Here is a 15,343-nt window from a genome sequence, read left to right on the forward strand (position 1 = left end):
CACGATGACGCCCGCGGGATCGCAAATTAGGTTAGAGCGTTTCCGAAGCTCGGGAGGCCGCGATGCGGCATAGGTTCACGGAGACCAAGCATGTTGCGTCGCACCGCCGTCGTCGGCCTGGCCCTGTTATTGGCCACCCCCGCCCTCGCGCAGGACAAGACGCGTACCGAGCGGATGCAGTTCGCCAAGGGGGCCAGCGCCAAGGCGATCAAGGGGTCGGTGAAGGGCTATGACGGCGTCAATTACGTGGTCGGACTCCGCGCTGGCCAGACCTTGAAGGTCGACATGAAGACCAGCAACGCCTCGAGCTACTTCAACGTCACCGCACCGGGCGCCGACAGCGCGATGTTCATCGGTTCGACCTCGGGCGGCAGCTTCAAGGGCGTAGTTCCGAAGACCGGCGACTACACGATCCATGTCTATCTGATGCGCAACGCCGCGCGTCGCGGCGAGACCGCCAACTACACCCTGACGGTCGGCGCGACCGGATGAGGATCGGCGCTAGGCTTCCGCCAGCTCAGCCTCAAGGAACTTAGCCAGGTCGCCGCCGGTGAAGTGCAGGGCGCGAAGGCCGGCGCGGGCGGCGGCCTCCAGGTCGGAGTCCTTGTCGCCGACCATGATGGAACGCGACAGGTCCACCGGCCACTCGGCCAGGGCGCGCAGGATCATGCCGGGGTTGGGCTTGCGGTCCGGCGGATCGGGATGGCGATAGGCCTCGACCTGGGCGTCCGGATGATGCGGGCAATAGTAGAAGGCGTCGATGCGCGCCTCGATCTCGGCCAGGCTGTCGGCCATGCGGGCGTGCAGGGTGATGACGTCGTCCTCGGCGTAGTACCCGCGCCCGACCCCGGACTGATTGGTCACCACGAACACCCACCAGCCGGCCCGGTTGAAAGCTGCGACCGCTTCGCGCGCGCCCGGAATCCAGTGGAAGTCCTCCCAGCGGTGCACATAACCGGGGTCTTCGTTCAGGACGCCGTCTCGGTCGAGGAACAGGGCAGGGCGGGGCGTACTCATCGGGCGTGGCTCACCAACGCAGTCTAACCAAAGATGTGGGTGGCGGCGCGGGCTTTCGCCATGGCTTCGCCAAAACCGGTATCTATCGGCCCCTAACGGATTCTATGGTCCGCCGTCATCCCGTTGCCAGAGGCTTCCATTGGCCGATCCTGTCCTGTCCATCGACGACCTGAAGATCGATTTTCGAACCCATGACGGGCTGGTCAGCGCCGTGCGCGGCGTCTCGCTGGCCGTGGGCCGCGGCGAAGTGCTGGGCGTGGTCGGCGAGAGCGGCTCGGGCAAGAGCCAGACCTTCATGGCGGCGATGGGCCTGCTGGCCGCCAACGGCAAGGCCAGCGGCTCGATCAAGTTCAAGGGCCAGGAACTGCTGGGGATGAAGCCGCGGGCGTTGAACAAGATCCGCGGCTCGAAGATGACGATGATCTTCCAGGACCCGCTGACCGCCCTGACCCCGCACGTCCGGATAGGTGAGCAGATCGCCGAGCCGCTGCGCCTGCACCTGGGCATGAGCGATGCGGCGGCGAAGGCCCACGCCAAGGACTGGCTGAAGCGTGTCCGCATCCCCGAGGCCGAGCGGCGGATGACCCAGTATCCGCACGAACTGTCGGGCGGAATGCGCCAGCGGGTGATGATCGCCGCGGCGATGGCCTGCTCGCCCGAGTTGCTGATCGCCGACGAGCCGACCACGGCGCTGGACGTGACGGTGCAGGCCGAGATCCTCGACCTGATGGCCGAGCTCGGCCGGGAGACCGGCGCGGCCATGGTGTTGATCACCCACGACATGGGCGTCATCGCCCGGCTGGCCGACCGGGTCTGCGTGATGAAGAACGGGGCCTATGTCGAGGAGGGCGAGGCCACGTCTCTGTTCGCCGCGCCCAAGGACCCGTACACCCAGGCGCTGCTGGCGGCGATCCCGCGGCTCGACCGCGAGGACCGCGGCGGACGCCCGACGCTCGCCCCGGTGGCGGCCGACGCGCCGGTGGTGGTCGAGGGCCGCGACATCAAGGTGCATTTCCCGGTCCGCCAGGGCGCGTTCGGCGCCAAGACGGCGCTGCGGGCCGTGGACGGCGTCTCGTTCCAGGTGCGGCAGGGCGAGACCCTGGGCGTTGTCGGCGAGAGCGGCTGTGGCAAGTCCACCCTGTCGCGGGCGGTGCTCAACCTGATCCCGCCGACCGAGGGGGCGGTGACGGTGCTGGGCCGCGACATCACCCATGCCGACCGCGAATCGATGCGCAACGCCCGCCGCGACCTGCAGATCGTGTTCCAGGACCCGCTGGCCAGCCTCGATCCACGCATGACCGTCGGCGACTCCATCGCCGAGCCGCTGCGGGTGTTCCGGCCCAACCTGAACCATGCCGCCCGCGAACTGGAAGTGCGGGCGATGATGGAGCGGGCGGGCCTCTCCACCACCCTGATCAACCGCTATCCGCATGAGCTGTCCGGCGGCCAAAACCAGCGCGTGGGCATCGCCCGGGCGATGATTTTGCAGCCCAAGCTGGTGATCTGCGACGAGGCGGTGTCGGCGCTCGACGTCTCGATCCGCGCGCAGATCATCGACCTGCTGATCGAGCTGCAGAAGCAGATGGGCATGGCGATGATCTTCATCAGCCACGACCTGGCGGTGGTTCGCGAGATCAGCCACCGGGTGATGGTGCTCTATCTGGGCCGAGTGATGGAGGAGGCCAGCCGCGAGCAGCTCTACGAAGCGCCGCAGCACCCCTACACCAAGGCGCTGCTGTCGGCCGCGCCGATCCCCGATCCCGTGCGCGAGCGCAGCCGCAAGCGCATCCGGCTGACCGGCGAGCCGCCCTCGCCGATGGATCCGCGCAGCGCCCTGCGGTTCCTGCCGTCCAAGCTCAGCGTCGATCCCAACGCGCCGGTCTATTCCCCGCAGTTGAGAGAGATCGCGCCGGGCCACCTGGTCAGCGAGTTTGACCAGGCATGAGCCGCAAGATCGTTCCCGTGCTGATGTCCGGCGGAGCCGGCACGCGGTTGTGGCCGCTGTCGCGGGGCGCCCGGCCCAAGCAGTTCCACCGCCTGGGCGGCGAGCACACCCTGATCCAGGACACTGCCCTGCGGCTGACCGGCGAGTTGTTCGAAGCTCCGGTGGTGGTCTGCGCCGCAGCCCATGCCGACCTGGCGCGCAAGCAGCTTTCGGAGGTCGGGATCACCCCGGCGGCGCTGATCACCGAGCCGGCGCCGCGCAACACCGCCCCGGCTTCGGTGGCGGCGGCGGCCTATGGGGCGAGACGCGATCCCGAGGCGCTGATGGTGCTGATGCACGCCGACAATCTGGTCGCCGACGTCGATGCGCTGCACGCGGCGATCGAGGCCGGACGCGCCGCGGCGGAGGCCGGCGAGATCGTGTTGCTGGGCCTCAAGCCCACCGGGCCGGCGACCATCTATGGCTACATCCAGGCGAAGGGCGAAGGGGCGGTTCGCAAGGTGGCGAGCTTTGTGGAGAAACCCGACCTCGAGACCGCCACGCGGTTCGTCGCCGATCCCAACTACAGCTGGAACGGGGGCATGTTCCTGTTCAAGGCCGGCGCCTTCCTGGATCAGGCGCGGGTCCTGGCGCCGGAAATCGCGGCGGCGGCCGAAGCGGCGGTGGCCGGCGCGGCGCGCAACGGCGACGTGGTGGCGCTGTCGGGCGCCTTCCTGCAGGCGCCAAGCATCGCCATCGACGTGGCGGTGATGGAGAAGACCGACCGCGCGAGCGTAGTCGAGGCCGATATCGGCTGGGCCGACGTCGGCAATTGGGGCGCGCTGTGGGAGCTGTCGGAGAAGACCGCGTCCGGCGACGCGCTCGAGGGCGAGGTGGTGGCGGTGCAGAGCCGCGACTGCCTGGTGCGCAGCGACGGGCCGACGGTGGTGCTGGCCGGGGTCGAGGACCTAGTCGTCGTAGTCGACAACGGCGTGGTGCTGGTCACTCGCCGCGATGCGCCAGGCGCGGTGCGCGAGGGCGTCGAGGCGCTGAAGGCCGGAGGCCGCGGGGATCTACTCTAGGGGGGCGCTGGCGCGCTAGCGTGGGTTGCCGAAACCTCCTCGAAAGACTTCGAAGCTAGGGTCGCGGCGTTCGCCCCCAGGATCGCACTCCCTTGGACATCGACGTCGTTCGCCCGCAGGACCTCTCGCCGGCCAGCCTTGAGCGCTGGGCGGAACTGCAGGCTGGCGACATCACTTTGGACTCCCCGTTCCTGTCTCCGCGCTGGGCGCGTGAGGTGGAGGGCGTCCAGGGGAAGAGTGCTCGCGGCGTCCGGGTGGCGGTGCTGAAGGACGGCGGCCGCGAGGTGGGGTTCTTTCCGGCCCGGGTAGGAACCTACACGGCGATGCCCGTCGGAGCGCCCATGTGCGACTACCAGGGCCTGGTCGCCGAACCCGGTGTCTTGCTCGACCCCATGCGACTGGTGCAGGCGCTGAGCGTCCATCGTCTCGATTTCACCCACATGATTGAGGGCCAGGCTCCGTTCGCGGGCCATGCGCGGGGCCGGACCCTGTCGCACGTGGTCGACGTTTCCGGCGGCTATCAGGCCTACGAGGCCGAGCGCCGGGCGGCCGGCAAATCGGTGCTGAAGGACAGCGACAAGAAGCGGCGCAAGGTCGAGCGCGAGGTGGGTCCGGCGAGGTTCCAGGCGTTCTCGCAGTCTTGCGCCGACCTGGACCAACTGCTCGACTGGAAGAGCGCCCAATACCGCGCCACCGGCCAGACCGACATCTTCGAGACCAACTGGACGAGCGCCCTGTTGCGCCGGCTGTTCGAGACCGGGGATGCAAATTTCGGCGCGGCGCTGTTCACCCTGCATTTTGGCGACCGGCTGGCGGCGGCCCACCTGCATCTGCACGGCGCCAAGACCGTCCATGGCTGGATTATCGCTCATGACGCCGAGTTTGAGCGCTATTCGCCCGGCATCCTGCTGTTTCAGGACATCCTGCGCTGGATGGACGGAACGCCCTATTGCCGGCTGGACCTCGGTCCCGGCGACTATCGGTTCAAGCGCGAGCTGGCCAATGAGGGGCTGTGGGTGACCCACGGCTTCGTAGGCCTGCCCTCGCCGGCCGCGCTGGCCTCGCGCGCGGCCTATGGCGTGCGGCGCGCGGCCGAAGCGTTGCCGCTGGGCAAGGTCTCCGAACTGCCGGGCAAGGCCATGCGGCGGATGGACGTGCTGCGCGGCCTTCGGGTCTAGAGGATGGCGGCCAGTTTCGCCCGCAGCGCGTCGGTTTCCACGCCGGGCTTGAACGGCGGGATGGTCAGGAAGGCTTCCAGTTCGGCGCCGGTGAAGTCCACCAACAGGTCGGCGCGCCCGCCGGCGATCGCCTCGATAATCGACCGTCCCCGCACGAACACCGGATCGACCAGCTTCAGGTCGCCGTTGGCGTTGACCATCACATTGCCGGGCCGGATGTCCGAGCCGCCCCAGAGGCGGTAGCGGCGCGCGCCCTCGGCGATGAGGGCGAGAATGCGCTCGCGCAAGGCGGAGAGATCGGCGTCGGCGTCTTCGAAGGTCAGGTCCTCGCGCAGCTGATAGCCGCTGTCGTTGCGGACTCCCAAGGCGGCGCAGAAGGCGGCGGCGGGATCCTCCTGCGCAGGCCATAGCCGCTCCATCACCACCACGTAGCCGTCGCCGGCGATCGGCAGCAGAGTCTCGATGCGCGGTAGCCAGCGGTTGGCCGGGCCTTCGAGCATCGCCTCGGCGTGCAGGCGATAGGCGGGGTCGAACGGGGTCACACGCGCGGCCAGCCGGTCATCGGGATCGGCCAGCACCCAGGACCAGTCGCCGATTCCGACCTCACGCCAGCCGGCGGCTTCCAGGAGCGCGCGGGCCTGTTGGGCGGTCGCATCGGCGGGGATGTGCGGCGTGCGGGTCACATCGCCACCCATACCCCGGCAATCGGTCCGGCTCCATTGCGGTAAGGGGTTTGCGTCGTTAGACGTGAGCCACCTCTCACATCGGCTCCGACATGACGCTTTCCATCGACGACATCCGCGCCGCCGCCGATCGCCTGAAAGGGCACATCGAGCGCACGCCCTGCCGCCATTCGCGGACGCTGTCGGAGATTACTGGGGCCGAGGTATGGGTGAAGTTCGAGAACCTGCAGTTCACGGCCGCCTACAAGGAGCGCGGTGCGCTCAACACGCTGCTGCAACTGTCGGACAATGAGCGCGGGCGCGGCGTGATCGCCGCCTCGGCCGGCAACCACAGCCAGGGCCTGGCCTATCACGCGGCGCGGCTGGGCATTCCGGTGACCATCGTGATGCCGCGTTCGACCCCGTTCGTGAAGGTGCAGCAGACCCGCAACCACGGCGCCCAGGTGGTGCTGGAGGGTGACAGCTACGACGAGGCCTCGGAAGTGGCGCTGAAGCTGCGCGACGAGCGGGACCTGGCGTTCATCCACCCGTTCAACGACCTGCAGGTGATGGCCGGACAAGGCACGGTGGCGCTCGAGATGTTCGAGGACGTGCCGGACCTGGAAGCGTTGCCGATTCCGATCGGCGGCGGCGGACTGATCGCCGGCTGCGCGACGGTGGCCAAGTCGATCAATCCCAAGGTCGAGGTAATCGGCGTCGAGCCAGCCATGTACCCGTCCTTCACCGCCAAGATGCGCGGCGTCAACGGCGCGACTGTGACCGGCGGCGGGGCGACCATCGCCGAGGGCATCGCGGTCAAGCAGGTGGGCGATCTCTCCTACGCCATCGCGCGGCCGCTGATCGACGAGGTGCTGCTGATCGAGGAGCCGCACTTCGAGCGAGCGGTGGCGCTGTACTGCAATGTCGAGAAGACCGTGGTCGAGGGCGCGGGCGCGGCCTCGCTGGCGGCGCTGCTGGCCTATCCCAGCAAGTTCAAGAACAAGAAGGTCGGGCTGATCATCACCGGCGGTAATATCGACACCCGGCTGCTGGCCTCGGTGCTGACCCGTGAACTGGTGCGCGACCAACGCCTGGTGTCCTTGCGGATCATCGGCGACGACCGGCCCGGCCTGCTGGCCACCGTCTCGGCGGTGATCGGCCAGATGGGCGCCAACATCATCGAGGTGGCGCACAACCGCCTGGCCCTGGACGTGCCCGCCAAGGGCGCGGAGTTCGACATCATGATCGAGACCCGCGACGCCCAGCACACCCAGGAAATCATGGACGCCCTGCGCGAGCGCGGTTATCCGCCCCGCGCCGTCTAGGAACACCCAATATGAAGCGCATCCTGATCGTTCTCGCCGCACTGGCTCTGGCCGCCTGCAATCGCGGCGGACCCGCCGCCGACCCGGCCCAGCTGGCCAAGTCCGCCGCGGAGGCCAAGGCCTTCATGGCGACCAACGCCAAGGCGCCCGGCATCCAGACCCTGCCCTCGGGCGTGCAGTACAAGATCGTCCGTTCGGGTCCGGCCACCGGCCTGAAGCCCGGTGCCGAGGACGAGGTGAAGGTCCACTACGAAGGCAAGCTGGTCAGCGGCAAGGTGTTCGATTCGTCCTACGAGCGCGGCCAGCCGGCGGCCATGCCGCTGCCGGCCCTGATCCCGGCCTGGAAGGAAGCTCTGCAGCTGATGCGGCCGGGCGACGAGTGGATGCTCTTCGTGCCGCCGGCTATGGGCTATGGCGAAGAAGGCGCGGGCGGCGGCGAGATCCCGCCCAACAGCGTGCTGATCTTCCGCATCGAACTGATCGACGTGCTGCCGGCCCCAGGGCGCATCGGCCAGGGCTAAGACCGACGCAGATCCTCCCCCACAGGCGGAGGTGGATCGCCGCCTAGGCGGCGAGACGGAGGGGGACGCTCCTACGAGCTTCGGTCAAAGTCCCCCTCAGTCGGCCATCGGCCCACAGCTCCCCAGTGGGGGAGCATCTTGTCCGCCGCTAGAGCTTCATCCGCAGTTGACCCATGTAGTCGCGCTTGCCGATCGGCACGCCGCGCGAGCGCAGCAGGTCGTAGGCGGTGGTGGCGTGGAAGTGCAGGTTCGGCGTCGAGAACGACATCAGGAAGTTCTCGGCGACGAACGGGATCTTGGTGCCGCGGAATTCGAAGAAGACGTCCCTGCCCTCGAACGCGTTGATCTCGTCCGGGGTGATCGCCTGCAGCTTGGACTGGGTGTCTTTGATGAGCGCGATCAGGCCCTGATAGTCCTGAACGCTCTGGTCGCCGCCGGGCGAGAAGACGCCGGCCTTCACGCCTTCGATGGCGCCGAGCGAGTGGTGAGCGACCGAGATCACCTGGAAGCGGAAGTCGAACATGTCGTCGGCCATGCGCGAGGTGACGATTTCCTGCGGGTCGATCCCATTGTCCTGGCAATGGGCCAGGCCGCGCTCCAGGAAGCCGGCGACGCCGCCGACGGTCTGCAGGAACGAAGCGACGCTGACGTCGTAGAGTGAAATCGCCATGGACGGCCCCTAATGATTGTTCTGGTTGGGGCGCCAATCTGTGTCGCCTCGCCAACCGACGCCAGCGGTTTTCGGCTCGCTAGCTCGAGCCTTGCGCCGGACGGCCGGCGCCTGTTTGCTGCCTGCCAACCAAGACAAGGGAAACGCCACATGCGCCTCACCAAGCCGCGGATCGCGCCGGTCCAGGACGCTGCGCTCAACGACGAGCAAAAGGAAATCCTGGCGCCGATGGGCGACCGGGTGCTGAACATCTTTCGGACGATGGTCACGGCGCCGAAGGCGGCCAAAGGCTTCCTCGCCTGGGGCAACTACGTGCTGTCCAAGAAGAACGACCTGCCGCCGCGAGAGCGGGAGATCGTGATCCTGCGCATCGGCTATCTCTGTAAGTCCGGCTACGAGTGGACACAGCACGTGCCGATCGGCGTCCGGGCCGGCCTGACCGACGACGAGGTGGCCAAGATCAAAGGCGGCGCCGACGCCGGCGGCTGGAGCGCGGCCGATCAGGCGCTGCTGCGGGCTTCGGACGAATTGCACCACGACCAGTTCATTACCGAGCCGACCTGGGCGGCGCTGAAGGCGCACTTCACCGACAAGCAGTGCATGGACGTGGTGTTCACCGCTGGCCAGTACACCCAGGTGTCGATGATCCTGAACTCGTTCGGAGTGCAGCTGGATGTCGGCCAGACCCTCGATCCCGACCTGAAGGGCTTCTGACCATGCGGCTCCAAGGAAAGACGGCCGTGGTCGTCGGGGCGGGCCAGACGCCCGGCGAGACGGTCGGCAATGGCCGCGCCATCGCACTGCTGTTCGCTCGTGAGGGCGCCGATGTGCTCTGCGTCGACCGGCTGATCGAGCGGGCGGAAGAGACCGCCTCAATGATCGCGGCCGAGGGCGGCAAGGCCGCTGCCTTCGCGGCGAACATCATCCGCGCCGATGACTGCGCGGCGATGCTCGAGGCGGCCAGGGCGCGGTTCGAACGCATCGACATCGTGGTCAACAATGTCGGGATCGGCGGTGGTGGCGACGGACCGGCTCACAAGCTGACCGAAGACGCCTTCGACCGGATCATGGCGGTGAACCTGAAGGGCGCCTGGCAGGTGTCGAAGGCCTTCCTGCCGACCCTGCGCGAACAGGGACGCGGTTCGATCGTCAACATCTCCTCCCTGGCCTCGGTCGCAGGCGGCGCCCAGGCGGCCTACGAGATCTCCAAGGCGGCGGTGAACCGGCTGACCACCAGCGTGGCCCAGGCGAACGCTTCCAAGGGGGTGCGCTGCAACGCCATCGCCATGGGGCTGCTGGACACGCCGATGGCGGTGGCCGGCATCGCCCAGGCCAGCGGTCAGGAGCAGCAGGCGGTGCGCGACGCCCGTAACGCCCGGGTGCCGCTCGGCGGCCAGATGGGGACCGCCTGGGACACCGCCTATGCGGCCCTGTTCCTGGCCAGCGACGAGTCGCGGTTCATCACCGGCACGGTGCTGTTCGTGGACGGCGGCATGTCGAGCCGGATCGGATAGCTACTGACCGATCCCCCGCGCCATCATCGCGGCGAAGACCGGGATCAGGGCGAAGACGGCGACTTCAGCGATCAGGTAGGGACGGACGGCTTTCACCTCGGTCGTGGTGAGGGCGAAGTCGGGCTCGGCGCGGGCGCGCTTGCGCCATTGCAGGATGCGGACGGTCGGCGGCGCCGAGAGCAGGCCGACGACCACGAAGGCGCCGATCTTGGCCCAGAAGGCCCAGTTGCCGAGATAGGCCTCCGGGCCTTTGACGCCCATATAGACGCGGGCGAAGCCGACGATGAGGATCAGCGCCGCGATCAGCCCGTAGTGCATGTCGACGATCCCCAGCCGACGCAGGCCGACGCCCGACAGGCCCGGCCGGATCGTGGCCAGCTCGGCGGCCAGGATTGCGGCGAGGCTGAACACCAGCAGGTGGTGGACAATGGCGAGAACTAGGTCGGTCACGGGCGCGCTCCATGATTGCGAAGCCGACAGTGACGCTGTTGTCTTACAATGTAAATACTAACTCTTCTCGCGATAGTCGGCGAACTTGGCGTCGCGTTCGGTAAGGGCGGCTGTGACCCCTTCGCGCATCTTGGCCATGTAGTCGCGCGACGCCTTGGTGTGCCAGCCCAGCGCGTGCAGGTCAGTCCCGGCGCGGATTCCCTGGCGCATGCCCATCACCTCCATCTGGCGGTGAACCAGGCGCTTGTTGAGCTGGGCGAGCTCCGGGTCGAGCTTGGCAATGCGTTCGGCCATGGCCAGCGCCGCGGCCTCCAGCTCTTCTGCGGGATGGGCGCGGTTGGCGAAGCCGAGGCGGACCGCCTCGTTTCCGTCGATCGAGTCGCCGGTCAGCATCTGCTCCATGGCCGCTCGCATGCCCATCAGCCAGACATGGTAGTGGTTGTCCGGCGGGCTCATGGTGCGCACCGCGGGGTAGCCGATCTGGGCGTCCTCGGCGACGTAGACCAAGTCGCAGGCCACGGCGAGCTCGGAGCCGCCGGCCAGGCACCAGCCGTGCACCTGCGCGATCACCGGCTTGGCCAGGTCCCAGACTTTGAAGCAGCCTTCGACCACGTGGCGCGCCCACTGGCCCTGGGCGCCCGCCGTATGCCAGGGCAGCTCGCCGACCCCGGCCAGGTCGTAGCCGGAGGAGAAGCAAGTCCCGGCCCCGCGGATGATCATCACCCGGACTTCGGGATCGGCGTCGCCGGCCTCCAGGGCCGCGAAGATCTCTGCGCGCAAAGCGTTGGAGAGGGCGTTGCGTTTGGCGGGGCGGTTGAGGGTGATGCGGCGCACGTGCGGCGCGGGGTCGTCGGTCAGCAGGATCGGCTCTTCGGCCATGACGGTCCTCCCTAGGTTTTAGGCGAGGGTCGGCCCTTTACGCCGTGGCAGTCCAGCGGCTTCAGGCCAGCCGCAGCGTGACCGCGCCAAGCGCGATGATGAGGCAGGCCAGCAGCCGCACGGGGGTGATCTTCTCGCCCAGGAACAGGGCCGCGATGATCGCCGCGAACAGGATCGAGGTCTCGCGCAGGGCGGCGACCGCGGCCACCGGCGCCTTGGTCATCGCCCAGAGCGCCAGGCCATAAGCGGCGAGGGTCCCGAACCCGCCGACCGCGCCGTAGAGGTAGTTGCTGCGCGCATAGGCCAGGAACTCGACCCTACGCCGGGCCAGCGCCCAGACCAGCAGCGGTGCGCCGGTCAGCAGGCAGAGCCAGAGGTTGTAGGCGACCGCGGCGTTCGAAAGCCGCACGCCGATCCCGTCGATCAGCGTGTAGGCGGCGATGACCACGGCGCTGATCAGCGCTGAACGCACGCCCGCGGCGTTGCCGCGATGGGCGCCGAGCGCCAGGCTGAGCACGCCGCCGCAGATCAGGGCGACCCCGATCCAGGCCGTCGGGCGCAAGTGGTCGCCGAGCGCGAAGGTCCCGATAAGCGCCACCAGCAGCGGAGCGGATCCGCGCATCAGCGGATAGATCTGGCTCATGTCGGCGCCGCGATAGGCGCTGGCCAGCAGCAGGTAGGCGCCCAGCTGCAGCGCCGCCGAAACGCCCAGATAGGGCCAGCTTTCCAGGCTCGGCTGCGGGACGAAGGGCAGGGCGGCGATGGCGATCACCGCCGAGCCGGCGGCCACCAGCACGGTGGTCAGCAGCTTGTCGCTCGCGCCCTTGACGATGGCGTTCCAACTGGCGTGCAGGAACGCCGCCAGCAGCACGATCGCGAAGACGCTGAGGGTCATGGGGCGAGCTTAGCGGTTTCGGGCGAGGCTTGGGTCCCGGCTTTCGCCGGGGTGAGTGGAACTTTGATCAGTCCGTGAACACCACGGTCTTGGCGCCGTTCAGCAGCACCCGATCCTCCAGCCGCCAGCGCACGGCTCTGGCCAGCACCCGGCGCTCGATGTCGCGGCCCTTGCGGATCAGGGCGGCGGGAGTGTCGCGGTGGCTGATGCGCTCGACGTCCTGCTCGATAATCGGGCCTTCGTCGAGGTCGGCGGTGACGTAGTGGGCGGTGGCGCCGATGACCTTCACCCCGCGCTCGTGCGCCTGGTGATAGGGCCGCGCGCCCTTGAAGCCCGGCAGGAACGAGTGGTGGATGTTGATGCAGCGCTCTTCCAGCTTGGCGGCGAGGCCGTCGGACAACACCTGCATGTAGCGGGCGAGGACCACTAGTTCGGCCTGCGTCTCCTGGATCAGCTTCCAGATCGCCGCTTCCTGTTCGAGCTTGGTCGAGCGAGTGACCGGCAGGTGATGGAAGGGCACGTCGGAGAGGTCGAGATTGGCGTAGGTCTCGATCGGGTGGTTGGAGACCACCGCGGCGATCTCCATCGGCAGTTCGCCGCGCCGCCAGCGATAGAGCAGGTCGGCCAGGCAGTGGTCCTGCTGGCTGGCCAGGATCATGACCTTGCGCTTGATCTTCGGGTCGCGGAGCGTCCAGCGCATCGAGAAGCCCTTGGCCAGCGCCTCGAAGTCGGCGCGCAGGGCGATCGGGTCCGCGCCCTTGGCGTCGAACACCACGCGCATGAAGAACTTGCCGGTCTCCTGGTCGTCGTACTGCTGGGCGTCGAGGATGTTGGCGCCGCGCTCGAACAGGAAGGTGGAGACGCGCGCGACGATGCCCGGTTGGTCAGGACAGGAGAGGGTCAGGATCATGATGGCGCTCAAGGGCGCAATCACGGGCGATACGTCAAGCTTTCTGGCGATCCGGCTTGGAGAGGCGCCGGACCCAAGGATAGGGTCGCGCCATGTCGTCCGCCGAAATCCTCACCGCCCGCGCCCTGGACATCCTGGGCAAGCTGATCGCCTTCGACACCACCTCGCGGCTGTCGAACCTGGTCCTGATCGAATGGGTCGAGGCCTATCTGGACGAGCATGGCGTGCCGCACCGGCGGGTGCCCAACCACGACGGGACCAAGTCCAACCTGCTGGCCAGCATCGGCCCGGCGGTGGAGGGCGGGGTGGTGCTGTCGGGCCATACCGACGTGGTGCCGGTGGACGGCCAGGCCTGGGTCACCGATCCGTTCGTGCTGACCCCGAAGGATGACGGGCGCCTATACGGCCGCGGGACCTGCGACATGAAGGGGTTCCTGGCCCTGTCGCTGGCTGCGGCGCCGGACCTGGTCGCCGCTGATCCGAAGAGGCCGGTGCACCTGGCCTTCTCCTATGATGAGGAGATCGGCTGCCTCGGCGCGCCGGACATGATCGCGGTGATCGCCAAGGAGCTGCCGCGCCCGGCCCTGGTGGTGGTGGGCGAGCCGACCGACATGGTGGCGGTCAGCGGTCACAAGGGCATTTCGACCTTCACGGTGACGGTCAACGGCAAGGAGGCGCATTCCAGCCAGACTCATCTGGGGGTCTCGGCGATCATGGAGGCGATCCCGCTGCTGGCCTCGCTGAAGGCGCTGGCCCGGCGGCTGGAGGAGAGCGCCAATCCGACTTCGGCCTTCATGCCTAAGCACGCGACCCTGACTGTCGGCCTGCTGCACGGCGGCACGGCGGGCAACATCCTGGCGCGGGAGTGCGCCTTCCAGTTCGACCTGCGCTGCCCGCCCGGGCAGGACCCGCTTGCCGCGCTTGCGCCGTTCATCGACGAGGTGGAGGCGCTGGATACGCGGCTGAAGGCGCTGTTCCCGGAGGCGGGAGCCAAGATCGTCCAGAGGTCGGGAACGCCGCCGCTCTCGCCCGAGCAGGACGGCGCGGCCGAGGCCTTCGCTCGGCGGCTGGCTGGCGACAACGGCCCTGCGCGGGTGGTGCCCTACGCGGCCGAGGCCGGGCAGTTCCAGCAGGCCGGCTTCTCGACGGTGATCTGCGGTCCCGGCTCCATCGACCAGGCGCACCAGGCCAACGAGTATGTCGAGCGCGCACAGATGGAGCGCGGCGGCGCCTTTATGGCGCGGCTGATCGACTGGGCCGCAACGGGCGAATGACCGGACGTCTGCCGGTCAGGTCCTTGGGATTCCAGGTCATGGCCCTGGCGATCGCCAGGCTCGAGGCGCGGCGGGCCGTCTGAACCGCCTTGCGGCTCTTTAGCACCGTCGGCAGGCCTTTCAGCGACTCCTTGAACGCCCTCCAGACGATGTGGGCGTGCGGCCAGTTCTCGCGACGACTGGAGATGTAGGCGACGCCAAGCAGGTGCAGAGGCACGACGATCGGCAGCAGTGGCCAGGGCGTATCCTTGTAGACCACATAGAAGCGGTTGCGGGTGCCGTGGAAGACGGCGAATTCCGACTTGCGGCCGCCGCTGGAGGCCGAGCCGACGTGCTGGATGCTGGCGGCCGGGACCAGCAGGGTCGGCTCGCCGGCCAATTGCAGCCGGTAGCCGAGATCGACGTCCTCCGAGTAGCAGAAGAAGAACTCGTCGAAACCGCCAAGCTGCAGGAACAGCTCCCTGTCGATCATCATCGCAGCGCCGCAGGGCGAGAACACCTCGCCTTCTGGGGTGTCCCCCGGATCGACGGCGAGGTAGCCGCCGCGATAGGGAATGCCGTAGCCCGACATCACATCGCCGAGGCCATCGAGCCGGGCCGGGTCCTCGGCCATCACCTGGCGCGAGGTGAACGAGCGGACCTGCGGATGGCGTGCGGCGGCGTCGACCAGCTTTTCCAGCCAGTCCGGCTCGGCGTAGGCGTCAGGGTTGAGCAGCACGAACCAGCGGCCGGCGGCCAGCCGCGCGGCCTGGTTGCCGGCCCCGGCGAAGCCGAGGTTCTCGGCATTTTCGACCAGACGCACAGAGGGGAACTCGCGGGCGATGGCGCGGTCGCCGGGATCGGGCGAGGCGTTGTCGATCACAAGCACTTCGAAGTCGCGGAAGCTCTGTGAGTCCAGCCGCTGGAGGCAGGTCCGCAGGGTCGGCCCGGAATTGTACGCAATGACGCAGACGGTGACGCTGACGGGACGGATCACGGGATCGAGCAGCGCTGGCGACTTGTGTTCCTGCGCGCGGTCGTTCATGCGGTGGCGGTTTCCAAC

17 protein-coding genes are annotated in these 15,343 nt (G+C 68.2%); 9 read left to right on the top strand and 8 right to left on the bottom strand.

Going from position 1 to position 15,343, the window contains the following annotated elements:
• Positions 1-90 precede the first annotated feature (90 nt).
• Positions 91-492 (top strand): hypothetical protein, encoded by a 402-nt coding sequence (locus tag AC1DQJ_RS11010; RefSeq protein ID WP_477603149.1) that lies wholly within the window; start codon positions 91-93, stop codon positions 490-492.
• Positions 493-501: 9 nt separating this feature from the next.
• On the opposite strand, the gene AC1DQJ_RS11015 is transcribed toward AC1DQJ_RS11010, so the two are convergent.
• Positions 502-1,017, bottom strand: coding sequence for a D-glycero-alpha-D-manno-heptose-1,7-bisphosphate 7-phosphatase (locus tag AC1DQJ_RS11015; RefSeq protein ID WP_477603151.1), 516 nt, complete (start codon positions 1,015-1,017; stop codon positions 502-504).
• A gap of 139 nt (positions 1,018-1,156) precedes the next feature.
• Between AC1DQJ_RS11015 and AC1DQJ_RS11020 the strand changes: the two genes are divergently transcribed.
• From AC1DQJ_RS11020 to AC1DQJ_RS11030, 3 genes are all read left to right on the top strand, one after another.
• On the top strand, positions 1,157-2,962 hold the full coding sequence (locus AC1DQJ_RS11020) for an ABC transporter ATP-binding protein (protein WP_477603153.1): 1,806 nt from the start codon (positions 1,157-1,159) through the stop codon (positions 2,960-2,962).
• A complete protein-coding gene (locus AC1DQJ_RS11025) occupies positions 2,959-4,023 on the top strand; it encodes a mannose-1-phosphate guanylyltransferase (RefSeq protein ID WP_477603155.1) in 1,065 nt (354 codons plus the stop codon). The genes AC1DQJ_RS11020 and AC1DQJ_RS11025 overlap by 4 nt, the downstream gene beginning before the upstream one ends.
• A 92-nt stretch (positions 4,024-4,115) precedes the next feature.
• The gene (locus AC1DQJ_RS11030) at positions 4,116-5,201 is read left to right on the top strand and encodes a GNAT family N-acetyltransferase (protein ID WP_477603157.1); all 1,086 of its coding nucleotides are present in this window, start codon (positions 4,116-4,118) and stop codon (positions 5,199-5,201) included.
• Here AC1DQJ_RS11030 and AC1DQJ_RS11035 read toward each other — a convergent pair.
• The gene (locus AC1DQJ_RS11035) at positions 5,198-5,884 is read right to left on the bottom strand and encodes a hypothetical protein (protein ID WP_477603159.1); all 687 of its coding nucleotides are present in this window, start codon (positions 5,882-5,884) and stop codon (positions 5,198-5,200) included. The two genes, AC1DQJ_RS11030 and AC1DQJ_RS11035, sit on opposite strands and share 4 nt — an antisense overlap.
• A gap of 92 nt (positions 5,885-5,976) precedes the next feature.
• Between AC1DQJ_RS11035 and AC1DQJ_RS11040 the strand changes: the two genes are divergently transcribed.
• Positions 5,977-7,188, top strand: coding sequence for a threonine ammonia-lyase (locus AC1DQJ_RS11040; protein ID WP_477603161.1), 1,212 nt, complete (start codon positions 5,977-5,979; stop codon positions 7,186-7,188).
• Positions 7,189-7,199: 11 nt separating this feature from the next.
• Positions 7,200-7,709, top strand: coding sequence for an FKBP-type peptidyl-prolyl cis-trans isomerase (locus tag AC1DQJ_RS11045; RefSeq protein WP_477603163.1), 510 nt, complete (start codon positions 7,200-7,202; stop codon positions 7,707-7,709).
• Between the two features lie 148 nt (positions 7,710-7,857).
• On the opposite strand, the gene AC1DQJ_RS11050 is transcribed toward AC1DQJ_RS11045, so the two are convergent.
• The gene (locus AC1DQJ_RS11050) at positions 7,858-8,379 is read right to left on the bottom strand and encodes a DUF1993 domain-containing protein (protein WP_477603165.1); all 522 of its coding nucleotides are present in this window, start codon (positions 8,377-8,379) and stop codon (positions 7,858-7,860) included.
• A 150-nt stretch (positions 8,380-8,529) separates the two neighbouring features.
• Here AC1DQJ_RS11050 and AC1DQJ_RS11055 point away from each other — a divergent pair, with 150 nt between their 5' ends.
• A complete protein-coding gene (locus AC1DQJ_RS11055; RefSeq protein ID WP_477603167.1) occupies positions 8,530-9,093 on the top strand; it encodes a carboxymuconolactone decarboxylase family protein in 564 nt (187 codons plus the stop codon).
• A gap of 2 nt (positions 9,094-9,095) precedes the next feature.
• A complete protein-coding gene (locus AC1DQJ_RS11060) occupies positions 9,096-9,893 on the top strand; it encodes an SDR family NAD(P)-dependent oxidoreductase (RefSeq protein WP_477603169.1) in 798 nt (265 codons plus the stop codon).
• Here AC1DQJ_RS11060 and AC1DQJ_RS11065 read toward each other — a convergent pair whose 3' ends face one another.
• The 4 genes from AC1DQJ_RS11065 to purU all read right to left on the bottom strand — a co-directional run bounded on the left by AC1DQJ_RS11065 (position 9,894) and on the right by purU (position 13,027).
• Positions 9,894-10,343: a DUF2214 family protein gene (locus AC1DQJ_RS11065; RefSeq protein ID WP_477603171.1), complete on the bottom strand. Its 450-nt coding sequence runs from the start codon at positions 10,341-10,343 to the stop codon at positions 9,894-9,896.
• A gap of 57 nt (positions 10,344-10,400) precedes the next feature.
• Entirely contained in the window at positions 10,401-11,222 is an 822-nt protein-coding gene (locus AC1DQJ_RS11070) for an enoyl-CoA hydratase-related protein (protein ID WP_477603173.1), read from the bottom strand.
• A 61-nt stretch (positions 11,223-11,283) separates the two neighbouring features.
• Positions 11,284-12,117, bottom strand: a complete 834-nt coding sequence (locus AC1DQJ_RS11075) for an EamA family transporter (RefSeq protein WP_477603175.1) — start codon at positions 12,115-12,117, stop codon at positions 11,284-11,286.
• Positions 12,118-12,184: 67 nt separating this feature from the next.
• Positions 12,185-13,027 carry a formyltetrahydrofolate deformylase gene (gene purU / locus AC1DQJ_RS11080; protein ID WP_477603177.1) on the bottom strand — a complete coding sequence of 281 codons (843 nt, stop codon included), beginning with the start codon at positions 13,025-13,027 and terminating at the stop codon, positions 12,185-12,187.
• 92 nt (positions 13,028-13,119) lie between these two features.
• Between purU and argE the strand changes: the two genes are divergently transcribed.
• Positions 13,120-14,301: an acetylornithine deacetylase gene (gene argE / locus AC1DQJ_RS11085; RefSeq protein WP_477603179.1), complete on the top strand. Its 1,182-nt coding sequence runs from the start codon at positions 13,120-13,122 to the stop codon at positions 14,299-14,301.
• Here argE and AC1DQJ_RS11090 read toward each other — a convergent pair.
• Positions 14,261-15,325, bottom strand: a complete 1,065-nt coding sequence (locus tag AC1DQJ_RS11090; protein ID WP_477603181.1) for a glycosyltransferase family 2 protein — start codon at positions 15,323-15,325, stop codon at positions 14,261-14,263. The two genes, argE and AC1DQJ_RS11090, sit on opposite strands and share 41 nt — an antisense overlap.
• Positions 15,326-15,343: the final 18 nt, after the last annotated feature.

This window comes from Phenylobacterium sp. P4_E10 (assembly GCF_056401675.1).

Bases quoted from the DNA above. Each gene is read 5' to 3' on its own strand.
- AC1DQJ_RS11070 (WP_477603173.1), bottom strand. From the start codon at position 11,222: ATGGCCGAAGAGCCGATCCTGCTGACCGACGACCCCGCGCCGCACGTG.
- AC1DQJ_RS11060 (WP_477603169.1), top strand. From the start codon at position 9,096: ATGCGGCTCCAAGGAAAGACGGCCGTGGTCGTCGGGGCGGGCCAGACG.
- purU (WP_477603177.1), bottom strand. From the start codon at position 13,027: ATGATCCTGACCCTCTCCTGTCCTGACCAACCGGGCATCGTCGCGCGC.
- AC1DQJ_RS11090 (WP_477603181.1), bottom strand. From the start codon at position 15,325: ATGAACGACCGCGCGCAGGAACACAAGTCGCCAGCGCTGCTCGATCCC.
- AC1DQJ_RS11025 (WP_477603155.1), top strand. From the start codon at position 2,959: ATGAGCCGCAAGATCGTTCCCGTGCTGATGTCCGGCGGAGCCGGCACG.
- AC1DQJ_RS11055 (WP_477603167.1), top strand. From the start codon at position 8,530: ATGCGCCTCACCAAGCCGCGGATCGCGCCGGTCCAGGACGCTGCGCTC.
- AC1DQJ_RS11040 (WP_477603161.1), top strand. From the start codon at position 5,977: ATGACGCTTTCCATCGACGACATCCGCGCCGCCGCCGATCGCCTGAAA.
- AC1DQJ_RS11045 (WP_477603163.1), top strand. From the start codon at position 7,200: ATGAAGCGCATCCTGATCGTTCTCGCCGCACTGGCTCTGGCCGCCTGC.
- AC1DQJ_RS11015 (WP_477603151.1), bottom strand. From the start codon at position 1,017: ATGAGTACGCCCCGCCCTGCCCTGTTCCTCGACCGAGACGGCGTCCTG.
- AC1DQJ_RS11075 (WP_477603175.1), bottom strand. From the start codon at position 12,117: ATGACCCTCAGCGTCTTCGCGATCGTGCTGCTGGCGGCGTTCCTGCAC.
- AC1DQJ_RS11050 (WP_477603165.1), bottom strand. From the start codon at position 8,379: ATGGCGATTTCACTCTACGACGTCAGCGTCGCTTCGTTCCTGCAGACC.
- AC1DQJ_RS11010 (WP_477603149.1), top strand. From the start codon at position 91: ATGTTGCGTCGCACCGCCGTCGTCGGCCTGGCCCTGTTATTGGCCACC.
- argE (WP_477603179.1), top strand. From the start codon at position 13,120: ATGTCGTCCGCCGAAATCCTCACCGCCCGCGCCCTGGACATCCTGGGC.